This window comes from Nocardia sp. NBC_00508, from assembly GCF_036346875.1.
Lineage (GTDB): Bacteria > Actinomycetota > Actinomycetes > Mycobacteriales > Mycobacteriaceae > Nocardia.
Genome location: NZ_CP107852.1, coordinates 3,730,506 through 3,753,090 on the forward strand (window position 1 = coordinate 3,730,506; position 22,585 = coordinate 3,753,090).

At 68.4% G+C, this 22,585-nt stretch carries 13 protein-coding genes; 6 read left to right on the top strand and 7 right to left on the bottom strand.

Translation table 11 applies throughout. From position 1 onward, the window contains the following. The first annotated feature begins 158 nt into the window (after positions 1-158). Complete coding sequence (gene pks13, locus OHA40_RS16455) at positions 159-5,408, top strand: polyketide synthase Pks13 (RefSeq protein ID WP_442944053.1); 5,250 nt, start codon at positions 159-161, stop codon at positions 5,406-5,408. Then, positions 5,405-6,949 (top strand): acyl-CoA carboxylase subunit beta, encoded by a 1,545-nt coding sequence (locus OHA40_RS16460; protein ID WP_330233906.1) that lies wholly within the window; start codon positions 5,405-5,407, stop codon positions 6,947-6,949. The genes pks13 and OHA40_RS16460 overlap by 4 nt, the downstream gene beginning before the upstream one ends. A 69-nt stretch (positions 6,950-7,018) precedes the next feature. Here OHA40_RS16460 and OHA40_RS16465 read toward each other — a convergent pair whose 3' ends face one another. Continuing rightward, complete coding sequence (locus OHA40_RS16465) at positions 7,019-7,516, bottom strand: peptidylprolyl isomerase (RefSeq protein WP_330233907.1); 498 nt, start codon at positions 7,514-7,516, stop codon at positions 7,019-7,021. Positions 7,517-7,814: 298 nt separating this feature from the next. On the opposite strand from OHA40_RS16465, the gene OHA40_RS16470 reads away from it, so the two are divergent. From OHA40_RS16470 to OHA40_RS16485, 4 genes are all read left to right on the top strand, one after another. Next, positions 7,815-11,171, top strand: a complete 3,357-nt coding sequence (locus OHA40_RS16470) for an arabinosyltransferase domain-containing protein (protein ID WP_442944019.1) — start codon at positions 7,815-7,817, stop codon at positions 11,169-11,171. A 116-nt stretch (positions 11,172-11,287) separates the two neighbouring features. Then, on the top strand, positions 11,288-11,506 hold the full coding sequence (locus tag OHA40_RS16475) for a type II toxin-antitoxin system CcdA family antitoxin (protein WP_330233908.1): 219 nt from the start codon (positions 11,288-11,290) through the stop codon (positions 11,504-11,506). Positions 11,507-11,541: 35 nt separating this feature from the next. Then, entirely contained in the window at positions 11,542-11,919 is a 378-nt protein-coding gene (locus tag OHA40_RS16480; RefSeq protein ID WP_330234214.1) for a type II toxin-antitoxin system VapC family toxin, read from the top strand. A 7-nt stretch (positions 11,920-11,926) separates the two neighbouring features. Beyond that, the gene (locus OHA40_RS16485) at positions 11,927-12,082 is read left to right on the top strand and encodes a hypothetical protein (protein ID WP_330233909.1); all 156 of its coding nucleotides are present in this window, start codon (positions 11,927-11,929) and stop codon (positions 12,080-12,082) included. Between the two features lie 85 nt (positions 12,083-12,167). Here OHA40_RS16485 and OHA40_RS16490 read toward each other — a convergent pair whose 3' ends face one another. From OHA40_RS16490 to OHA40_RS16515, 6 genes are all read right to left on the bottom strand, one after another. Further along, entirely contained in the window at positions 12,168-12,326 is a 159-nt protein-coding gene (locus OHA40_RS16490; protein WP_169333839.1) for a hypothetical protein, read from the bottom strand. 330 nt (positions 12,327-12,656) lie between these two features. Next, positions 12,657-16,001: an arabinosyltransferase domain-containing protein gene (locus OHA40_RS16495; protein WP_330233910.1), complete on the bottom strand. Its 3,345-nt coding sequence runs from the start codon at positions 15,999-16,001 to the stop codon at positions 12,657-12,659. Between the two features lie 37 nt (positions 16,002-16,038). Further along, entirely contained in the window at positions 16,039-17,892 is a 1,854-nt protein-coding gene (locus OHA40_RS16500) for a glycosyl transferase (protein WP_330233911.1), read from the bottom strand. Positions 17,893-18,034: 142 nt separating this feature from the next. Then, the gene (locus OHA40_RS16505) at positions 18,035-19,999 is read right to left on the bottom strand and encodes a galactan 5-O-arabinofuranosyltransferase (RefSeq protein ID WP_442944054.1); all 1,965 of its coding nucleotides are present in this window, start codon (positions 19,997-19,999) and stop codon (positions 18,035-18,037) included. A 208-nt stretch (positions 20,000-20,207) separates the two neighbouring features. Beyond that, the gene (locus OHA40_RS16510) at positions 20,208-20,969 is read right to left on the bottom strand and encodes a decaprenylphospho-beta-D-erythro-pentofuranosid-2-ulose 2-reductase (protein WP_330233912.1); all 762 of its coding nucleotides are present in this window, start codon (positions 20,967-20,969) and stop codon (positions 20,208-20,210) included. Next, a complete protein-coding gene (locus OHA40_RS16515; protein ID WP_330233913.1) occupies positions 20,966-22,441 on the bottom strand; it encodes an FAD-binding oxidoreductase in 1,476 nt (491 codons plus the stop codon). The genes OHA40_RS16510 and OHA40_RS16515 overlap by 4 nt, the downstream gene beginning before the upstream one ends. Between the last annotated feature and the right edge of the window lie 144 nt (positions 22,442-22,585).

Sequence of the window (22,585 nt, forward strand, 5' to 3'; positions counted from 1 at the left end):
TCGATTCACGGTACGCCCGGTACGCAGACAGGTAGCTTGAGGAATTGATGGCTGACAACGAGGGCACGCCCACCCAGACGACCGATACCCCGCCCGCGGAGCCCGTCACCGACGCGGCGGCCCCGGCCGAGTCCGCGAAGGGCGGCGGGCAGATCGACATGTCGGTGGCGGAGCTGCGTGAGTGGCTGCGGCGCTGGGTCTCCGACGCGACCGGACAGCCGATCGAGCAGATCACCGTGGACCGGCCGATGGAGGAGTTCGGGCTCGCCTCGCGCGACGCCATCGCGCTCGGCGGTGAGATCGAGGAACTGACCGGGGTGATGCTGAACGCGACCATCGTGTACCAGCATCCGACCATCGCCGCACTCGCCGAGCGGATCATCAACGGTGAGCCGGACGCGCCCGCGGACTCGTCCGATGACGCCTTCTACACCGCGGGCTACACGCCGGGCGAGGCACACGACATCGCCATCGTCGGTCTGTCGACCCGCCTGCCCGGCGCGGGCAGCACGCCCGAGTCGACGTGGCAGTTCCTCATCGGCGGCGGCGACGCGATCCGCGAACTGCCCGAGGGCAGGTGGGAGGAGTTCTCCAGCGACCCGATGGCGGCCAAGGCGATCGCCGAGGGCAACACGCGCGGTGGTTATCTCGACCAAGAGGTTGTGAAGGGCTTCGACGCGGAGTTCTTCGCGATGTCGCCCCTCGAGGTGGAGCGGGTCGACCCGCAGCAGCGCCTGATGATGGAGTTGACCTGGGAGGCTCTGGAACACGCCAGGATTCCGGCCAGCGATCTCAAGGGCGAGCAGGTCGGCGTCTTCATCGGCACTTCTACCAGCGACTTCATGCTGATCGCCGCGCTCGGTCTCGGCGCGGACGACCCGTCCACACCCGCCTCGGCCGCCGCGTACGGCTTGACCGGCAGTTCGTCGTCGATTATCCCGAACCGCATCTCCTACTTCTACGACTTCCGCGGCCCCTCCGTCGCGATCGACACCGCGTGCTCGTCCACGCTGGTCGCCGTGCACCAGGCGGTGCGCGCGCTGCGCAACGGTGACGCCGATCTGGCGCTGGCGGGCGGCGTGAACATGCTGTTGGCGCCGATGGCCACGCTCGGTTTCGATTCCGTCGGCGCGGTGGCGAAGAACGGCCGGATCAAGGCGTTCTCGTCGGACGCCGATGGCATGGTGCGGTCCGAGGGCGCCGGTCTGGTGGTGCTCAAGCGGCTCGCCGACGCCGAGCGCGACGGCGATCGCATCCTCGGTGTGGTGAAGGGCTCGGCGGTCAACTCCGACGGCCGCTCCAACGGCATCGTCGCCCCGAATCCGGACGCGCAGGCCGACGTGCTGCGTCGCGCCTACCGTGACGCGGGCATCCCGCCGTCCACCGTCGACTACATCGAGGCGCACGGCACCGGCACGCTGCTCGGCGACCCGATCGAGGCCGACGCGCTCGGCCGTGTGGTCGGTCGCGGCCGCGAGGCCGACAAGCCCGCGCTGCTCGGCTCGGCGAAGACGAACTTCGGCCACCTGGAGTCCGGCGCGGGTGCGGCCGGCTTGGCCAAGGTGCTCATGGCGTTGCAGCACAACGTCATTCCGCCGAACATCAACTATGCCGGACCGAACCCGTACATACCGTTCGACCAGGCACACCTGAAAGTCGTCACCGAGCCCACCGAGTTCCCGCGCTACAGCGGCACGGCCACCATCGGCATCTCCGGCTTCGGCTTCGGCGGTACCAACGCGCACGTCGTCGTCCAGGAGTACCTGCCGACCGTCGCAGGCCGGACGCAGGCTCCGTTCGCCGAGCTCGAGACGCAGTTGGGCGAGGATGTGCTGGACGACGAGACCACCGACCCGGTCGCGGAAGCCGACGCCGTCCTCGGCGCGGCCGAGGTGGCCGCCGTCGCGGTGGCTGCCGAGGTCGCCGACGTCGATGCGCCCCCGGCCGAATGGACCGCCGAGCGCACCGAGCCCCTGCCGCTGATCCTGCCGGTGTCGGGCTACCTTCCCTCGCGGCGCCGACGCGCCGCCGCCGAGCTGGCCGACTGGCTGGAATCCGAGGCTGGCGCGCGGACCCCGCTGGCCGACGTGGCGCGGTCGTTGGCCAAGCGCAGCCATTGGCGTTCACGCGGCGTCGTGCTCGCCAAGACGCACGAAGAGGCGGTCGCCGGAATGCGCGCGATCGCGGCGGGCAAGCCGGGCACCGGTGTGTTCACCGCCGACGCGCCCGCCGCCATGGGCCCGATGTGGGTGCTGGCCGGCTTCGGCGCGCAGCACCGCAAGATGGGCAAGCAGCTCTACCTGGAGAACTCGATCTTCGCCAAGGCCGTCGACGAGGTCGACGAACTGGTGCAGGATGAGGCCGGATACTCGGTGCGCGAGATGTTCCTGGACGACAGCCAGGACTACGACGTCGGCACCTCGCAGGTCGGCATCTTCACCATCCAGCTCGGCTTGGCCGCGCTGCTGCGCGCGCACGGCGCGGAACCCGAAGCCGTGGTGGGCCATTCCATGGGCGAGGTCGCGGGCGCGTACATCGCCGGTGGCCTGAACCTCGAGGACGCGGTCCGCGTGATCTGCGCCCGTTCCCGCCTGATGGGCGAGGGCGAGCAGATGATCAGCGACGACGACGTACGCAACATGGCGCTGATCGAATACAGCGCCGAGGACGTCGCGAACCTGCTGCCGGACTACCCGGATGTCGAGGTCGCGGTGTACGCGGCGCCGACCAACACGGTGATCGGCGGCCCGCAGGAGCAGGTCGCGGCGATCGTCGCGCAGGTGGAGGCGGCGGGCAAGTTCGCCCGCGTGCTGCAGACCCGCGGCGCGGGCCACACCTCCCAGATGGATCCGCTCCTCGGTGAGCTGGCCGCAGAACTGGCCGGGATCGAGCCGACCGGGCTGAAGGCCGGCCTGTACTCGACCGTGCACAAGGAAGAGTTCTTCCGTCCCGGCCACGACCCGGTCCACGACGAGGATTACTGGGTCAAGAACATGCGCCACAGCGTGTACTTCACCAACGCGGTGAAGCTCGCGGTGAACGCGGGGCACACCACCTTCCTGGAGCTGGCGCCGAACTCCGTTGCGCTGATGCAGGTGCTGGGCACCACCTTCGCTGCGGGCGTGCACGACGCGCAGCTCATCCCGACGCTCAAGCGCAAGGAGGACGAGTCCGCGGGCGTGCTCGCCGCATTCGCCCAGCTCTACGTGCACGGGCACAAGGTTGATCTGCCCTCGCTGCTGAGCACGGGTGACCACGCCGATATTCCGCGTACCACGTTCCTGCGCAAGGAGTACTGGCCGAAAGCCAGCATGTCCGTGGGCGGCAGCAGCCGGGTCCCCGGCGCGCACGTCGCCCTGCCGGATGGCAGGCACGTCTGGGAGGTGCAGGCGTCCTCGGTGACCGACCTCGCCGCGCTGGTCGATGCCGCGGCGGCACAGGTACTCAGCGATGTGTCGCTGGGCGCGTCGATCCCTCATGCGCCGATCCCGGCCACGGGCACGCTCACCACCACGCTCACTCCGCACCTCGGCGGCGCCTCGGTGCAGGTGCACGCCAAGGAGGGCAACAGCTTCCGGCTGGTGTTCGACGCCGTGGTGACCTCCGGCGCGCCGCTTCCGGAACCCGTTGTAGCCGAGCCGGTTCCTGCGGCGTCCGCGGAGACGCAGAGTGCCGCCGACATCGAGATCGTGGAGACCTTCGGCGAGCGGTGGGATCCGAACGGCACGCAGACCGTGGAGGAGCGGCTCGCGCTGATCGTCGCGGAATCCATGGGCTACGCGGTCGAAGATCTCCCGATGGAGATCCCGCTGATGGAACTCGGCCTGGATTCACTGATGGCCATGCGCATCAAGAACCGGGTCGAGTACGAGTTCGACATCCCGCAGTTGCAGGTCCAGGCCGTGCGCGACGCGAGTCTGCACGAGGTCGGCAAGGTGCTGCGCTACGCCATCGAGCACCGCGACGAGGTGCAGGCGATGGCCGACCAGCAGGCCGCCGACAAGGCCGCGGGCGGATCGGGTGAGCTGGCCGTCGACGCCGACTTCATGGCCGCGGCCAGGGAGGCGCTGGCCACCGGCGCCGACCCCATCGCCGCGGTGGCGGGTGCTGCGACCACGTCGCCGGACACGGGAACGCCCGGCAAGGCCACGCCGGAAACCGCTGCGCCCGCGACCGATGCGGCTCCCGCCGCGACCTCGGAAGCGTCTTCCGAAGATGACACGGCTCCTGCGGCGCAACCGACTGCCGAGCCCGCGCCGGTGCAGGCGGCTCCGGCCACACCCGCCGCGGTCTTCGGCGGCCAGGCGTCAGCCGCCGCGGAGGACGACGTCCCGCCGCGCGACGCCGCCGAGCGACTGACCTTCGCCACCTGGGCGGTAGTCACCGGCAAGTCCGCCAAGGGCATCTTCAACACGCTGCCGATCCTCGACGAGGACACCGCGGAGAAGCTGGCCGCGCGCCTGACCGAGCGGGTCAAGGCCGAGGTCACCGTCGATGACGTGCTCGACTGCGAGACCATCGAGCAGCTCGCCGACATCGTCCGCGACCTGCAGGACAGCGGCGCGGATGTGGACGGTTTCGTTCGTCCGTTGCGGCCGCGCGCGGAGGGCTCGGCCGCCGTGCCGGTGTTCGTGTTCCATCCTTCGGGTGGGAACACGCTGGTGTACGAACCGCTGTTGAAACGACTGCCTGCCGAAACGCCGATGTACGGCTTGGAGCGGGTCGATGGTTCGATCGAGGAACGAACTCGCCAGTACCTTCCTGAGCTCCGCAAGATTCAGGGTGACGGTCCGTTCGTGCTGTACGGCTGGTCGCTGGGTGCGGTGCTGGCTATGCAGACCGCGCAGTTGCTTCGTGCCGAGGGCGCGGACGTTCGTGTGGTCGGCCTGATCGACCTGGCCATCCCGACGCAGGGCGAGGACAACAGTCCCGAGGAGCGCGTGCGCCGGATCGAGCGCTATCAGGTGTTCGCGAAGAAGACCTACGGCGTCGACGGCGAACTGGACCGCGAACAGTTGGAGACACTGGCCGCGGCCTCCGACAATGAGCAGTTCAAGATGATCAGTGATCTGATCAAGATCAGCGGCACCAAGATTCCCGGCGGTGTGCTCGAACACCAGCGCACCTCGTGGATCGAGAGCCGTGAGCTGGCCAAGACCCAACCGTCCCACTACGAGGGCAATGTGGTGCTCTACCTCGCCGATCGCTATCACGACGGGATGATCGAGCTGGAGCCGCGCTTCGCCGACCGGCTGCCCAACGGCGGCTGGGACGAGTACATCCCGAATTTGGAGGTCGTCCACGTTGCGGGCGACCACTTGCAGATCATCGATGAACCGCGGATCGGGAAGATCGGGGCCGACCTGACCGCGAAGCTCGCCGCGATCGAGGCGAAAGGGGCCAAGTGAGCACTACTGCCGAAAAACTCGCCGACCTGCGCAAGCGACTGGAAGTAGCGCAGGAGCCTGCGGGTGAAGCGGGGGTGGCCAAGCGGGCGAAGAAAGGGATCCCCAGCGCCCGCGAACGGATCAACATGCTGCTCGATCCGGGCACTTTCATGGAAATCGGTGCGCTGGTGCGCAAACCGGGTGATCCCGCCGCGCTCTACGGCGATGGCGTCGTCACCGGGCACGGCTTGGTCGAGGGCAGGCCGGTCGCGGTGTTCTCGCACGACCAGACCGTCTACGGCGGTTCGGTGGGTGAGATGTTCGGCCGCAAGGTGGCCGGGCTCCTGGAGTACGCGGCCAAAGTCGGCTGCCCGGTGGTCGGTATCAACGATTCCGGCGGGGCGCGCGTGCAGGAGGCGGTGACCTCGCTGGCGTGGTACGCGGAGCTGGGGCGGCGCCAGGAGCCGCTGTCGGGTCTGGTCCCGCAGGTCTCGATCATCCTCGGCAAGTGCGCGGGCGGCGCCGTGTACGCCCCGATCAACACCGACGTGGTGGTGGCGACCGATGAGGCGTACATGTTCGTCACCGGTCCGAAGGTGATCCGCGAGGTCACCGGCGAGGATGTGAGCCTGGAGGAGCTCGGCGGCGCGCGCAGCCAGGCCGAGTACGGCAACATCCACCACGTCGCCAAGGACGAGGCGGCCGCGTTCACGTGGGTGCGCGAGTACCTGAGCTTTCTGCCGACCAGCTGCCAGGAGCTGGCGCCGATCGTGAATCCCGGCCTGGAGCCGCAGATCACCGACAGTGACTTGGAACTGAACTCGATCGTCCCGGATTCGGACAACGCCGGGTACGACATGCACGACATCCTGCTGCGGATCTTCGACGACGGCGCGTTCCACGAGGTCGGCGCGTCCGCGGGCCGCAACGTCGTCACCGGTTTCGCCCGCGTGGACGGACGCAGCGTCGGCGTGGTCGCCAACCAGCCGATGGTGTACGCGGGCGCGTTGGACGCGCGAGCGTCGGACAAGGCGGCGCATTTCGTGCGGCTGTGCGACGCGTTCGAGCTGCCGCTGGTGTTCGTGGTCGACACGCCCGGGTTCCTACCTGGTGTGGAACAGGAAAAGATCGGCGTCATCAAGCGCGGCGGCCGGTTCCTGTTCTCCTACGTCGAGGCGTCGGTGCCGAAGGTGACCGTGGTGATCCGCAAGTCCTACGGCGGCGGCTACGCCGTCATGGGATCCAAGCAGCTCGGCGCCGACGTGAACCTGGCCTGGCCCACGGCGCGGATCGCGGTGATGGGCGCCGAGAGCGCGGTCAGCCTGATCGGCGCTAAGCAGATCGAGGCGGCGCCGGAGGAGCAGCGGGCGGCGATTCGCCAGCAGATGATCGACTTCTACAACGCCACCGTGGCGACGCCGTGGGTGGCCGCTGAGCGTGGGTACATCGACGCGGTCATCGAGCCGGCGACGACTCGGCTGGAGCTGCGCAGGGCGCTACAGCTGTTGCGGGACAAGGCCGCAGTCCGCAACCCGCGCAAGCACCACCTGCTGCCGCTGTAGCGACACCGCAACACGATCGGGCCGCACCCGTTGGGGTGCGGCCCGATTCGCGTCTTGTGTGTCGAAAGATCAACCGACGCTGACGGATTCGATCACGACGTCGTCGACCGGCACATCCTGGTGCATTCCCGCCGACGACGTGGCGACGGCCGCGATCTTGTCGACCACGTCGGTGCCTTCGGTCACCGCGCCGAAGACGGCGTAGCCCCAGCCGGCCGGGTTGGGGGCGGAGTGGTTGAGGAAGTCGTTGTCGGAGATGTTGATGAAGAACTGCGCGGTGGCCGAATGCGGGTCGTTGGTGCGCGCCATCGCGACGGTGTACTTGGTGTTCTTCAGTCCGTTGTTCGCCTCGTTCTGAATCGGGTCCTTGGTGCCCTTCTGGCGCAGGCCGGGCTCGAAGCCGCCACCCTGGATCATGAAACCGGGGATGACACGGTGGAAGATCGTGCCGTTGTAGTGGCCGGAGTCCACGTAGTCCACGAAATTGCGCACCGTGTTCGGCGCTTTCTGATCATCCAGCTCGAGGACGATCGGCCCGTAGTTCGTCGAGAGATTCACCTTGGTCATACCCCCACCTTGCCACGCCGCCTCTCCGGGTCTTTAGGCCGTACAAGTTGGGTGGCGCGGGTTTGCGTTCAGGTCCTGCGTTGGGTGCCGCTGGGGTTTTGGGCGTTCCCGGTGAGTTACCCATGTTCTTGCGAAATCAGTTGGCCCGGTCATGGCTTTGGATAACTTTGGATAACTGGCCGGACACGCGCAAACCTGAGCACCGCCCGACGCGCGACCTCAACGCTGATCCGCCACCATGTGACTGGTATGCCCTAAAGACCCGGAGAGCTGGGGGAGACCGCTAGCATTGCCAACCGTGCCCGACGCCGCTACCGCTGTTCTGACAAAACCCCCCGCCGCCCCGGCGGTGAAACCGAACGATTTCCGGACCGCGCGTCTGATCGCGCTGGTCGCCGGGTTGCTCGGCGCGCTGTTCGCGCTGGCGACACCGTTCTTGCCGGTCACCCAGACGACCGCGGCGCTGAACTGGCCGCAGGGCGGAACGCTCGGCAACGTGCAGGCGCCGTTGATGTCGCAGGTCCCGATCGACCTCACGGCGACGATTCCGTGCGACACGATCGCCCAGCTGCCCGAGCGGGGTGGCATGCTGCTGGCCACCGCGCCGCCGCAGGGCGACCGGGCCGCGCTGGAGGCCATGTTCGTGCGGGTCTCGGAGAACTCGGTGGACGTGATCGACCGCAACGCGGTCGTGGTGTCGGCGGACCGCGGTCGGATGGGCGAGTGCACGTCGCTGAGCATCAGCTCGGATGCAGAGCGCACGTACGCGGTGTTCAACGGCCTCACCAGGCAGGTCGAGCGGCCGGTCGAGGGTGGGCCACCCGAGACGGTGACGGTGCCGGTGGAGGGCCAGCTGAGCGGCGATCTCCGGCCACAGGTGGTCGGAGTGTTCTCCGACCTGAAGGGCGCGGCGCCCGCCGGACTGGCGTTCCACATGAACGTGGACACCCGCTTCTCCTCCAACCCGACCGCGATCAAGCTGATCGCGATGATCGCGGCGGTGCTGTGCACGCTGGTAGCGCTGGCGGTGCTGGCCCGGCTCGACAGCGGTGACGGGCGCGGGCACCGCCGGTTCCTCCCGGCGAACTGGCTGAAGCCGACCTGGGCGGACGGTGCGGTGGTCGGCACGCTGCTGCTGTGGCATTTCGCGGGTGCGAACACCTCCGACGACGGCTACATCCTCAGCATGGTGCGGGTGGCGCCGCACGCGGGCTATATGGCCAACTACTTCCGCTGGTACGGCGTGCCGGAGGCGCCATTCGGCTGGTACTACTACGTGATCCAGGTCTTCTCGGAGATCTCCACGGCCAGCCCGTGGGTGCGGTTGCCCGCGCTGGCGTGCGCGATCCTGTGCTGGCTGGTGATCAGCCGTGAGGTCGTGCCGCGCCTCGGCCGCGGCGTGCGCACCAGCAAGGTGGCGCTGTGGACCGGCGGCTTGGTGTTCTTGGCGTTCTGGCTGCCGTTCGACAACGGTCTGCGCTCCGAGCCGATCGTCGCGCTCGGCGCGCTGCTGACCTGGGTGTCGCTCGAGCGGGCCATCGCGACCGGTCGACTGCTGCCCGCCGCGGTCGCCGTGCTGGTGGCGGCGTTCACCCTGGCGGCCGCACCGACGGGCCTGATGTGCGTCGCGGCATTGCTGGCCGGCATTCGGCCGCTGGTGCGCATCGTGGTGCGCAAGCACCGGCATTTCGCCGCCGAGGGTATCGGGCGGTGGGGTTCGACGCTGCCGCTGCTCGCGCCGATCGCCGCGGCCGGTTTCCTCGTGCTCACGGTGGTCTACAGCGATCAGACCTTCTCGGGCATCCAGGAGGCCAACCGGGTGCGCCAAGTGACCGGGCCGAACCTCGCCTGGTATGAGGACTACCTGCGCTACTACTACCTCTTCGTGGAGACTGTCGACGGCTCGCTGTCGCGCCGCTTCGCCTTCCTGGTGATGCTGCTGTGCCTGTTCACCACCATGCTGGTGCTGCTGCGGCGCAGGCAGGTGCCCGGCATCGCGAGCGGGCCGACCTGGCGGCTGATGGGCGTGGTCTTCGGAACGATCTTCTTCATGATGTTCAACCCGACCAAGTGGACCCACCACTTCGGCGCGTACGCGGGTATCGCGGGCTCGCTGGCGGCGGTCACGGCGGTCGCGGTCTCGGCGAGCGCACTGCGGGCGCGCAAGAACCGGGCCATATTCCTGGCCGGGTTGCTGTTCGTGCTCGCGGTCGCCTTCTCCGGCATCAATGGCTACTGGTATGTGTCCAGCTTCGGCGTGCCGTGGTTCGACAAGCGGATCTCGCTGTACGGCTACCAGTCGAACACGCTGATGCTCATGCTGTTCGGGTTGGCACTCGCGCTGGTCGCCTGGTACGCGCTGCGCGAGGACTACACCGAGCCGCAGCCGTCGGCGAAGACGGCGCGGGGCAGACGGATTCGCCGGTTCGCCGCGATCCCGCTGACCGTGGTCGCCGCGGCGATGGTGGCGCTGGAGGTGCTCTCGCTGGTCAAGGGCGCGGTGTCGCAGTATCCGGCGTACTCGCTGGCCCGCTCGAACATCGACGCGCTCGGCGGCAGCACCTGCGGCCTGGCCAACGACGTGCTGGTGGAACCGGACCCGAACGGCGGCAGGCTGGAGCCGATCATCGATCCGGCGCATCCGCCGACCGATCCGGCCGATCCGCTGGCCGGTGTCGACCCGATCGGCTTCGATCCGAACGGCGTGCCAAACGATCTGTCCGCCGACAGCGTCGAGGTGAAGCCGGGCACCGGCAACACCTCCACCCAGTCGGTCGGCGCCGCGTTCGCCGAAGGCCAGAGCGCGGGCACCGGCGGCGGTCAGGGCGCGCGCGGCGTCAACGGCAGCACCGTCGCCCTTCCGTTCGGCTTGGACCCGGCGACCACACCGATCCTCGGCAGCTACCAGAACGGCGTGCAGCAGCCCGCGAGCGTCACCTCGAGCTGGTACCAGCTGCCCGCCCGTTCGGCGGACACACCGCTGGTGGTGATCTCGGCCGCGGGCCGCATCCTTTCCTTCGACGACACCGGCGCGATGAAGTACGGCCAGTCGTTGACCGTCGACTACGGCAAGCGCCTGCCCGATGGCAGCGTGCAGAAGCTCGGCACCTACCTGCCGCGCGATATCGGTCCGTTCCCCTCCTGGCGCAATCTGCGCGTGCCGCTGGACGAGATCGCGCCGGACGCCGACACGGTGCGCATCGTCGCGAACGACCCGATCCTGATCGGTGACCAGTGGCTGGCGTTCACCCCGCCGCGGATGCCGAAGCTGCAATCGCTCAACAGCGTGCTCGGTTCTCAGCAGCCGATCCTGCTGGACTGGGCGGTGGGTCTGCAGTTCCCGTGCCAGCGGCCGTTCGACCACGAGAACGGCGTGGCCGAGGTGCCCGGTTACCGCATCCTGCCGGACCGCCCACTGGCCATCAGCTCCACCAACACCTGGCAGGCCGAGGAGTTCGGCGGTCCGCTCGGCTTCGCCCAGATGCTGGCGAAGTCGGTGACGGTGCCGACCTATCTCGAGAACGACTGGGCGCGCGACTGGGGTTCGCTGGAGCGCTACGACCGGTACGACCGCAACGCGGTCCCGGCCGAACTCGACACCGGAACGGCGACCAGGTCGGGCCTGTGGTCGCCGGGCCAGCTGCGGGTGTTCTGAGACCCATTCGGCTACCCCGAATACGCGGCCGCTGCGCTGCTGACAATTCTGCGCGGCGGCCATCCGCCACATCGCCCGCAGCCAACTATACACACTCAAGTGTGTATAGTTGGCGTATGACTCGGCTCAATGTGTATGTTCCCGACGAACTGGCTGAGCGCGCCCGTGAACGGGGGCTCAACGTGTCCGCGCTGACACAGGCCGCGATTCTCGCGGAACTGGAAAAGAACGCGACCTCGGCTTGGCTGGCCGAGGTCGAAGACGACCGCCCCGTGGTATCGCATGAGGCCATCCTTGCCGCCCTCGATTCCGCGCGGGACGAGTTCGGCCGGTGACCGATTCCGAACAGATCGTTCTCGATGCCAGCGCCATGGTCGATGTCCTTGTGCGCAACGATCGCACGTCCGCCGTAAGCGCGAGGATAACGACGACGGTCATGCATGTCCCAGCCCACTTCGACGCCGAAGTTCTCTCCGCACTGGGGCGACTGAACCGAGCGGGCGAGCTGACCGACACCGACGTCGAGACCGCGCTCAGCCGCCTCGCCCGCGCGCCACTGACGCGCCATCCGCTACTGAACCTGACCATCGGTGCTTGGGCTCGGCGGGCTGCGATCAGGCTGACCGACGCTCTCTATGTCGAACTTGCCGAACAGCTGGACATGCCGCTGGTCACGACGGACGCACGGTTGGCTCGAGCATCCTCGCGTGCCGAGGACATCCGCGCTGTGGTGGAACAGCGAGAATGAGCTCATCGTGTTTCTCACCGAGCCAGGCGACGGAATCGAGCAGATCGACGAGTACCGGCTCTCCGAAGGCCGGTATCACCTTGTGTGCCTGCATACTCGTCGACTGACGGTGGACGTGCCGATACCCATCGACGTCGCTTTCGGCGAGCTGAGTACAGGTTAGGAGCCCATACCCGAACACAGGGCCGCCGCGCAGGTAATCCCTGCGCGGCGGCCCTGCCGTTTGTTTCCGGTGCGATACCGGGCGCTCAGACCTTCAGACGAAGCCCGAGCTCGCGCCGGAGCACCTCTTGCGAGGGGAGGCGGTTGAGCACCCGCAGCACCGCAGGCCGCAGCTCCCGTTGTTCCTCTTCGCTGAGCAGTCCGACAAGATCGCGCAGATCCATATCATCGAATGCCGTTGTCATAAATCCCAGATTAAGGCCACGAGGCCGATTCGTCCTGCGATGCATCGCCACAGGTGGGAGCATGTTTTCAGACCGTACAACCGGTTTTCGGTCCGGCGTTGTCGTAGCCCTTGCTCGCCGAGTAATCGTCCATCCGTGCGGCAACTGCCCAGCTTCCACGGCGCTGACGATTCGCTGCACAAGGCCTGAGTCCCGTGCGTAGTCGAAGCGGACCGCTCCCTCGGCGCACCGAAAGCCGCACGGCTCCAAACGTGCCAGTGGCCTGACAGACCGAGCCGAATGCGCCGTAACAGCAACGCGGGGCGCACGTTTCGTGCGCCCCGCAGTTGGTCAGCGGATTCGGATGGGGTCGTCGTTGGCCAGCCCGTTGCGGGTCTCGACGGTGACGTCGATGGTGGCGGGTCCGGCGTTCGGGTCGTACGGGGTGAATCTTTCCAGCGAACCCCAGTCCCGCGTCCAGTCGCGGTCGAGATAACTCGGGACGGTCTGCGACTTCAGCAGCAGGCCGGTCCAGCCGAGGGGTCCACCGCCGATGTCGTCCTGCCAGGCGTTGGAGGCGTCGGAGCCGACGCGGTCGGGCAGGATCCGCCAGTTGGGGATCTCGGCGACGCCGTCCTTGTGGTCGAACGGCCGCTGGCACGGAAAGGCGAGGCCGACGTGCCAGTCGAGCAGTACCGGGTCCTGCGATCCGACTATCGAATTCAGGGTGGCCAGTTTGGGCAGGCGAGGCGGGGTGACGGCCAGCCACTGTTTGGGGGTGATGTCGTTGTCGATCGCGACCAGCCGTACCGCATTCACCTCGATAGGCAGTTGGTCCAGCGGCACGCGCAGGTTGCGCCAGGACGGCGCGGGTCCGATGTCGAGCGGATCGATCGAGCCGAGTGTGCGCACATCCCCGTTCTGGTCGCGCACGCCGTACTCCAGATGCAGTTCCTGCCCGTAGGTGAGGACACCGTCGGCGTCGACCGACCGGATGCGGCCCGCCGCGGCGATCGCGAGCACCCGGTAGGCGGGGTCGTAGCGCATGCTGTCGGTCAGGTCGAGCCGGTACCACTGCGTGGTCAACTTTGCCTGCTGCTGCTCGCTGTCCTGGTAGCTGCCGAGCACCGGCGTCTTGGCCGGGTCCAGGCCGAACGGCAGCGCGACGGTGCTGCCGTTGACGCCTGCCTGCTCGCTGGTGCCGCCACCGGTGCCGGCGCCGGTGGTCTTGGTGGTCTTGTTGTCGGAGTCTTTCTCCACCGAGTTCGCGCCACCGCTGACCGTCTCCTCGGCGTCGGCGGTGAGGTCGCGAGCGATCCCGTTCGGCGTGAATCCCGTATTCTGCGCGGACAATCCGTCCGCGGGTGCGCCGGTGTAGGGCTGCAACTGCGAGTCCGCGGTGTCGGTTTCCACCAGGACCTCGTTGGCCATGGCGCACGAATCGCCTTGTACCGTTTCCACGTTCGATTTGGTGATCGAGTACGCGGGATACTGGGTGGCCGCGGCCTTGGTCAGCGAGGCGACCTCGAAGATCACGAGCAGAGCAGCCGCGATGGTCAAAGGCGCCGAGGCCCACCGATCGAAACGACGTGGCGCGGTGGCACTCTCCCGCCGATACGGCTCGCGATAGTGCTGCCAGATCGCCACCAGCAACGCGACGCCGCTGAGCCCCAGGAACAGCGTGGACAGTCCCTTGCCCGCGATCAGCGGCGCCTTGTCCCACCACGGCACGCCGTAGCTGGACACGTACCACCACCCGTTCGACCCGGTGAAGGTCACCGCGAGCAGGAACAGCACCGCGGCCGCGAACAGCGAGCGGTTGCGCGGCGAGCGAATGCCGGTGGTGCCCACAGCGACCGCCGCGAGCGCGGCGAGCGACCCAGCCAGTCCGGCGTACACGCCGAAGTGATGCGTCCACTTGGTGGGGGTGAACATCATCAGGAACAGCGATGCGAACACGATGCCGAGAATGCGCACCGACGGGCCGCGTGAGGTGCCGGGAATGCGTCCCTTGCGCAGCACCTGCAACACGCAGACCAGCAGGCACAGCAGCATCACCAGCACGCCGAACCGCCGCGCCAGCGAGCCGTCCGGTGACAGCATCAGCAGCGAGTCCCAGCGGGTGCGCTCGTCGAACCAGGCCACGTTCGGGCCGACGATCGCGCGTACCCTGGTGGCCTCCAGCACGGTCGCCAGGGTCTGGTCGGCGAAGATCACGATGAGCACCAGCGTTCCCGCGGCGAGTCCTGGCGCGAGCAGCGCCGCGAGCCGGAAGACCGTGCCCGCTCGGGACGGCTTCCGCACGTCGGCGCGGGCGTTCACCGCGGCGGCGGCGCCTGCGGAACCGGCGGCGGCCGCGTCGGCGTCCGGCCCGGTCCGCGTCGGCACGGCGCCGCGCGCACGTTTGACGAGGATCAGCAGCACCGGACGCGAACCCGCGATCAGCGCCGCGATGCAGATCAGGCCGGTGGGGCCGGCCGCAAGCGAGAAGGCGGCGATCAGAACGGCCACCGCGGCGGGCAGCAGTCGGCCGGTGGCGATGGCGCGTTCGATCGAGCACCAGGTGAGCAGCGCGCCCGCCGCGATCAGCGGCTCAGGACGCAGACCGTTGTCGTAGGGCAGCCAGAACGCGAGGAACACCAATCCCGCCGTCCACAGCGCTACCTTGTTGCGCCGCACCCGCGCGCCGAGCCGCGGCAGCACTTCCCGGCTGATCACCAGCCAGCAGACGATTCCGGCCGCCAAGGTAGGCAGGCGCATCCAGAGACTGGCGTCCGAGATCCCGGACATCCATGCAAGTACCTCGTAGGACCATCCGAACGGAGCCTCGGGTACCGCGAACCAGCGGTAGTAGTTCGCCATATAGCCCGCGTGCTCCGAGGCACGCGCCATGTTCAGGATGTAACCGTCGTCGGAGGTGTTGGCTCCGATGACGTGCCACAGCACCAGCGTGCCGAGCACCACGCCGTCCGCGGGCGTGACCCGCCACCAGTGCGCGGGCAGGAACCGCCGCGGCCTGCGGCCGTCGCTGGTGTCGAGCAGATGCAGTGCGACCAGTGCGATCAGCGTGAACACGGCGGCGGCGATCATCGCCGCCAATTTCGGTGGCGTCGGCGTCGAGGAGAAGCGGGAGTCGATGTCCGCCTGCACCCGCGCGCCGTCCAGACGACCGGCGTCCAGGTCGGTGAACACGCCCACCACCTGCGGCCGGATGTCCCGCCCCACCGTGGACCGGAACGGCGTCCCGTCCTGCCTGGACACCCCGGTGAGTTCCGCGGTCGTCGCGGCCGCGGTGGACTCGACGGTGAGCGTCGCGCAGGACCCGACCTCGGCCAGTGGCGCCGACAGCAGCGGAACATCGCGCAGCACCACCGAGAGCACACCGTCGGCCACCGAGACGACCAAGCCCTTGGTCGCCGCCTGGCCGGACGCCATCGGAACGGTGGAGAGCATGGTGCCCGCGCCGACCGCTCCCGTGAGCGAGCAGGGCAGCGTCGCGCTGAACCGCAGGGGCTCGTAGGACACCAACGGCGCCGCCACGCTCGTCGCGCCGGACTGGGGCCAGTCCAGGCTCGCCCGGTCCTGTCGCACCGGCAACAGCGGGGTCAGCAATGCCAAGAGGAAGCCGAGGAGCCCTGAGACGAGGGCGATCCATCGGTTACGGGTGAACGCTCGAGAAGCTCGGTCCGGTCGCACGGTGGTTGATGCTAGCTACCGCCCGGTGTGACCCGAACTACCGCAGCGTGTGAACGTCCCACAGCCAGACGTCCTCGACCCGGGTCGGTGCGAATCCGAGCAGCTGTGTGACGGTTTCCCGCAGCACGTCGCCGTTCGCGGTCGGTGGCAGCACCAAGACGTCGGCCTGCCAGAACCGCAGGTCGGTCAGCGCGCGGGCGCGGGTGTCCGCGTCGATCCGCGGCACCACCCCGGTGTCCTGCGCCTGCACCAGCAGTGCGGTGGTCGGGCGGGTCTCCGGGCCGTAGATGCCTTTCTTGGTGGCGCCGGTCGGTCCGACGAAATAGCCGCCCGCCAGCGGGAAGGAGAAATCGGCGTCGGCCTGCCAGCGCAGCGCCCGCGCGTCCGGCGGTCGCGGCGGCGGCACCATGACCACCGAGCCGGCTCCGACGTAACGCCGGACCGTTCCGTCGGCGAAGAAATCCGGTGTCGGCGCCCGATCGATCACCGGGAGGATGGTCGGAGTCAGCGGCAGCAGCGCGCACGTGACCGCGGCAAACCAGGCCAGCGGCTGCCAGTCCGCCTCCGACTGCCGCCAGGTCGTCACCGCACGTTCGATGGCCAGCGCGAGTACCGCCGCGATGGCCGGGATCGCGGCCATGCTCAGCCTGCTCTCCAGCACCGTGTTCAGCAGCGGCACCTGTTCGGCCCACCGCCACGGCAGATCGATGCCGGTGGGCTGCTTGCCGATGGTGGCGACCGTGCCCAGCGACAGCACCCCGAAGACCGCGATCACCACGGCCGCCGCCCGCACCACCCGGTCGCGCCACAGCAGCACCACCGTCAGGACGACGAAGAGCAACAGCGGCCACCCGAAGTACGCGTTCTGCTCGGTCGGATTGATCGCCACGTTCTGGCCGGGAGCGAATACACCGCCCAATGATTCGGACGGGAACTGCACCATCGCCTGGAGATCGTTGCCCATCGGGCCGTGGTCGATCGAGCGGTAGCTCTGCGGACCGAAGAACTGCCACCACAGCGGAATCTCGGTGAGCGCCAGCGTGATCATCGCCGCCAGGGCGAGGGTGGGTGCGACCCCGCGTACGACGCGCAGCGCGGCGCCCGGTGTGTGCAGGTAGTAGACGAGGGCGAACAGTCCGAAGGCGAGGGCGAAGATCAGCAGCGGTTCCTCGCCGAGCGCGATCTGCAGCGCGACCAGCAGTCCCAGCGCCACCGCGTCACGAACCCGCCTGCGCGGCCGATCCGGTCCGATCCCGCCCGCCTGCCGCGCCATCCGGATGACTCGTCCCGCGATGACCGGGAGCAGCAGCAGGACGACGAAATTCGGATGCGCGTTCGCGTGCGAGATCATCCCGGGGGCGAAGCCGCAGAAGAGGCCGCCGATCACCGCCGCGGCCCGCGCGTCGACGAGTTCACGGTGGAACAGCCGGTACCAGGCGAACGCCGTCCCGGCCAGGCCGAGGGTGAGCACGAGCACGAACGTGACAGTGGGCCCGAACAGCAGGGTGACCGGTGTGAGCGGCACGCCGACGCCGAACATGGCCGTATTGGCCATCATGTTCACCCCGGCCGGGAAGTTCTGCAGGTCGGTGCCGAGCGGGTTCGCCAAGTTGGCCACCGCGTGCGCGGTGACCGCGAAGAACCATTCCCACATCGTCTGGTCCTGACCGCTTTTGATCAGGTACCCGCTGTCGGTGTTGCGCCATTGGCCCGACAGCACCGTGGCGGCCAGCGCCAGATAGCCGACGGCGACGAGCAGATCGGCGCCACTGAACCGGATGCGTAGAAGCCGCCGCGTGCGCACAGGTTCGGTGCGCACTCCGCCCGTCGTCGTGGCCGCGACCGCCGATTCCGCCCACTCGGCAGTTTCGACGTCCTGTGTCTGTGTCACGTGCAGAATCTCTCCTCGCCAGCGCTGGTTCAGCCGCCCACCGTTACCGACCACGCCGTGCGTGGACCCACAAACGGAGGGGTTATCCACTGCGCGGCGGGTTCAACCTCCGCGCAGGTCGCGGCTTCCGGCGAGGAACCGGTCAGCGGCGCACCGTGATGAGGGTGAACGGGCCGATATCGCTCGTGGTGAAGCGCGGGTCGGCGAACAGTTCCTCGGGGAAGCTCACCGTGTAGCGCGCCACGTTCGGGTCGTTCGGGTACACGTCCTTGGCCAGTCGCAACGTGTAAGCGTCGCCACTGCGCCGGAACAGGAACGCGTCCGGCGCCCGCCACGGGCTGGTCGCCAGGGCGTCGTGCAGCTCCTGCGGCGTCTTCAGCTTGCTCCAGCGCTCGATCGTCGCCGCGCGGCCCGCGAAATCGGCGAGCGGGTTGGCGTAGTGCGAGGTGAGCGCCTGGAAGCCGAGGTACGGGTAGAAGGCCAGGAAACTGGTGTCGGCCGTGAGTACCACCGTGTCCGAGCGTGGGCGTCCGGTCTGCGCAGTGAGCGCCGCGTCCACGTCGCGGTAGAACGAGACCGCAGAGGGCGCCCGTTTGTCGGCGCGCTGTCCGTCGCCGTCCGTGTCGGTGTAGGCGGTGGTGATTTCCGTCGCAAGGATGTGGGGGATCTCTTGGGTGAAGGCCAGTGCCGCGACCGTCGCGACGACGATCGCTACCAGCCGGAACCGGGCGGGCTCGTTCAACGCCTGGTAGATCGCCCGCGCACCTTCCACGAACCCGAACGTGCCCGCGACCGCGAGCAGCACCAGCAAGACCGGCTCCAGCCGGAACGACAGCAACGTGGTGCCCGCCACCGTCGCCGCCATGGACAGCAGCGTCCACAAGTAGATCGCCGCAACCCCGATCCCCAACGCCTGTGCCCGGCGCGACGACGCGGCGCGCAGCACCAGCCACACCGTGCCGATCAGGCACAGCGCACCCAGCGGGGAGAACTCGAACATGGGCAGCGGCAGCTCCGAACCCGCTTCCGGCAGATAGTGCAGGGCCGTACCGGAACTCGGGGTGGCGCTGCGCAGCGCCTTCGCCAGGTATGGCGCCCACACGACGAGCGCGATCAGTCCGGCGATCGCCCCGATCACCGCCAGACGCACCAGCGGCGGCACCGCCGCGCGCCAGGAACGATCAGTGCCCGTCGCGGCGGTACGGCGTGGATGGTCGGCGGCGCGCTGCGCACGCACCGCGAGCACGGCCGCCAGCAGGCCCATCAGGCCTATCGCGAAGGCAGCCACAAGGAAGTAGAGGGTGTAGAAGGTGGCCGCCAAGCCGAGGATCAGCCCGGTGCCGATCACCGCGCCCCAGCCACCGGCAGTGTGCGGCTCGGGTTCCTGCTCCGTCATGCCCGGCCGGACCTGCTCCAGTGGCCGGTACAGCGCGCCCCAGGCGAGCACGAGCGCGGGCGGGAGCAGCAGCACGATGACGGCGCTGTATGCCTCCGGCGCGGCGTACGCCAGCGTGACCGCGGTGCCGGCCGCCGTGACGCCCACCGCCCAGTCCGCGCGAATCAGCTTCGACCACAGCACCAGCGCGACGACCGCGGCCACCGCGAGGAACCCGATCGCGTATGGCTTGAACACCTCCCAGCCGTCCATCCCGAGCAGATTCGCCACCCGCCCGCCGATCCAGAACCAGCCCGCCGGGTACATCGGCGGCAGCTGGGCGTACGTCATGTCGCGCAGCGCGGCGGAGTCGGTGAGCCGGGTGAGGAACTCGGTGCGGAACTCCTGGTCGACCGAGACCCCGAACAGGTACAGCTTGGTCGCCGCGAGCGGCATGCCCAGCGTGACCGTGACGAACGTCGAAATCCCGACCCAGGACAGCAGTTTCGCCACCCACGGCCACTTGTGCAGTCGCAGCAACGCGATCGCCGCCGCGAGCAACGCCGCCGCGGCGACCTGTCCTACCGTGGTCAGCGCCCGCGTCACGTTCGAGGAGTTGAAGGCTGGCCACTGCACCATCGAGAACGCGACGAGCCCGACGGCGGCCACCACGGCGGCGACGATCGCCGCGAGTGCGGCCTCCCCGAGGCCGGTTGCGATCTGCCGCACCAGCAGCGCCGTCCGCCCTGCTGCCGGGTCCGGATCGGTGGATCGGGGCGGCGCCTCGCCCGTCGCGGTGACCGTGCTCAACGGACCGCTCCGCGCTCGTCGCACTCGATTACTCGCATGGCGCCTCCGGATTCACTGGGGTCGACTCCGTCAGACGATAGGTGCCCGCGCGATCGAGGATCACGCGGGCACCGGGTCCGAAACTGATCGATCAGATGGGCAGCCTGCGGAAGATCGAACGCGGGATGTGCCGCAGGATCATCATCACGTAGCGGAAGGTGCCCGGCGCCCAGACCAGTTCCTTGCCCTTCTGCGAGGCCGAAACCGCCAGCACCGCGACGTCCTCTTTGTCGACGGTGAGGGGGGCCTCTTTGACGTGCGCCGAGAACTTGGTCCGCACCATGCCGGGCCGGAGCACCAGCACGCGCGGGCCGTGCGGGCGCAGCGCCTCGCCGAGACCGAGGTAGAAACCGTCCAGCCCGGCCTTTGTCGACCCGTAGACGAAGTTCGAGCGCCGTACCCGCTCACCGGACACGGAGGACATGGCGATGATCCGCCCGAAGCCCTGCGCCTTCATCTTCTCGCCGACCAGCACGCCGACCGAGACAGCGGCGGTGTAGTTGATCTGGGCGACCTGCACCGCCTTGCGCTGGTTCTGCCACAGTTCTTCGGGGTCGCCGTCGAGCGCGAAGGCGACGATGGCGACGTCCACATCGCCCCCGTCCCACGCGGCGTCGATCACCTTGGGGTGGCTGTCGGTGTCCAGCGCGTCGAAATCGATGACATCGACCTGGCTCGCACCCGCGGCCTTCATCTGGGCGACCGCGCCCTCGCGCAGCGGATCACCGGGCAGCGCCGCGAGGATGATGCGCGCGGGCCCCTTCTTCAGGTACTCCGCGCAAATTGCCAAGCCGATCTCCGAGGTGCCACCCAGCAGGAGAATCGACTGCGGGTTACCAACGGCATTGATCACTGCAGCTCCAGCCTTCTCGCCATATCGGACATGAAAACGCCTGTGGGATCGACGCTTCGGCGGACTTTGATCCACTCGTCGATCCGCGGGTACATCTGGTGGAAGGTCTCCGCGGTGGTGCGTGAGTCCTTCGCCGTGTACAGCCGCCCACCGAACTCGAGCACCCGCCGGTCCAGCTCGCCGACCAGTTCGTTGAGGCCCGGCTTGATCGGGAAGTCGACGCAGATGTTCCAGCCCGGCATCGGGAAGCTCAGCGGGGCCTGGTTGCCCGGGCCGAACAGCTTGAACACGTTCAGCGCCGAGTAGTGCCCGGACGCCTGGATGTCGATGATGATCCGCTTGAACTCCTCGACCGCCTCGGTCGGCACCACGAACTGATACTGCAGGAACCCGTTGGAACCGTAGCCGCGGTTCCACTCCGCGATCATGTCCAGCGGGTGATAGAACTGCGTCAGGTTCTGCACCTTGCCGGTGTAATTGCCGCCCATCCGGAAGTACGCCTCGCCGATGGACATCAGCGTCAGCTTGTTCATCGTCCAGTTCGGGAAGATGTCCGGCACCGTCATCAGCTGCGGTGCGTCGAACTTCAGCGGCTTGCTGCGCAGCCGCTTCGGCAACTCGTCCAGCTTCGCCAGCCTGCCGCGGGTGATCGTGGCCCGGCCCAGCTTGGGCAGCGGGCTGATCACGTCGAACCAGGCGCTCGAGTAGGTGTAATTCGCCTCGCTGCCGTCGCTGTGCGCCGCGATGGTCTCGTCGAGCGTGGTGGTCTTGACGCCGTCGTTGAGGAAGTAGGCGGTCTCCGTCGGCGCCATCTCGATGGTCGCGCGCAGGATGATGCCGGTGAGCCCGTTGCCGCCGACGGTCGCCCAGAACAGCTTGGCGTTGCGCTTCGGCGTGATGTGCTGCACCTGCCCGTCGGCGGTGAGCAGCTCGATCGAGCGCACGTGGTTGCCGAAGCTGCCCTCGCTGTGATGGTTCTTGCCGTGGATATCGGAGGCGATCGCGCCGCCGATGGTCACCTGGCGGGTGCCCGGTAGCACCGGCACCCAGAGCCCGAACGGCAGCGCGGCCTTCATGAGCTGGTCCAGGCTGACGCCGCCGTCCACGTCCACCAGCCGGGTATCACGGTCGATCCGGTGGATGTTGTTCAGCGCGGTCATGTCGACGACCAGCCCGCCCGCGTTCTGCGCGTGGTCGCCGTAGGAGCGGCCGAGGCCGCGTGCGATCACGCCGCGCCGCAGGTGGGCGGGCTTGCCGTCGTTGTCCTCGGCGACCATGGCGACTGCCTTCGCGATCAGTTCGGGATCGCTGGTCGAGAGCACTTCGGAGGAGGTGGGTGCGGTGCGACCCCACCCGGTCAACGTGCGGGTACGCGTCGGAAGGGTGAACGCGTTCCGCGCTTCGGAGCCGTCGTTCGTGACGCCGGCGCCGTTCCCGGTTGTCGTGGTGGCGGTCGGAGCTTTCGTGGACATCGGCATAGAGGCTACAGGTATGACGCCGGATCCGGTCGCGGTCGCTATACCCACGGGTAGTGACGTACACGTCGGTTTAGAACCGAATCCATGTCGCGACCCGGTCGGCGCTACGCTCGTCGGCGTGCAAGCCGAACCCCACCT

Coding starts and splice junctions, on each gene's coding strand:
- OHA40_RS16475 (WP_330233908.1), top strand. CDS start 11,288: ATGACTCGGCTCAATGTGTATGTTCCCGACGAACTGGCTGAGCGCGCC.
- OHA40_RS16465 (WP_330233907.1), bottom strand. CDS start 7,516: ATGACCAAGGTGAATCTCTCGACGAACTACGGGCCGATCGTCCTCGAG.
- OHA40_RS16515 (WP_330233913.1), bottom strand. CDS start 22,441: ATGTCCACGAAAGCTCCGACCGCCACCACGACAACCGGGAACGGCGCC.
- OHA40_RS16480 (WP_330234214.1), top strand. CDS start 11,542: ATGGTCGATGTCCTTGTGCGCAACGATCGCACGTCCGCCGTAAGCGCG.
- OHA40_RS16490 (WP_169333839.1), bottom strand. CDS start 12,326: ATGACAACGGCATTCGATGATATGGATCTGCGCGATCTTGTCGGACTG.
- pks13 (WP_442944053.1), top strand. CDS start 159: ATGTCGGTGGCGGAGCTGCGTGAGTGGCTGCGGCGCTGGGTCTCCGAC.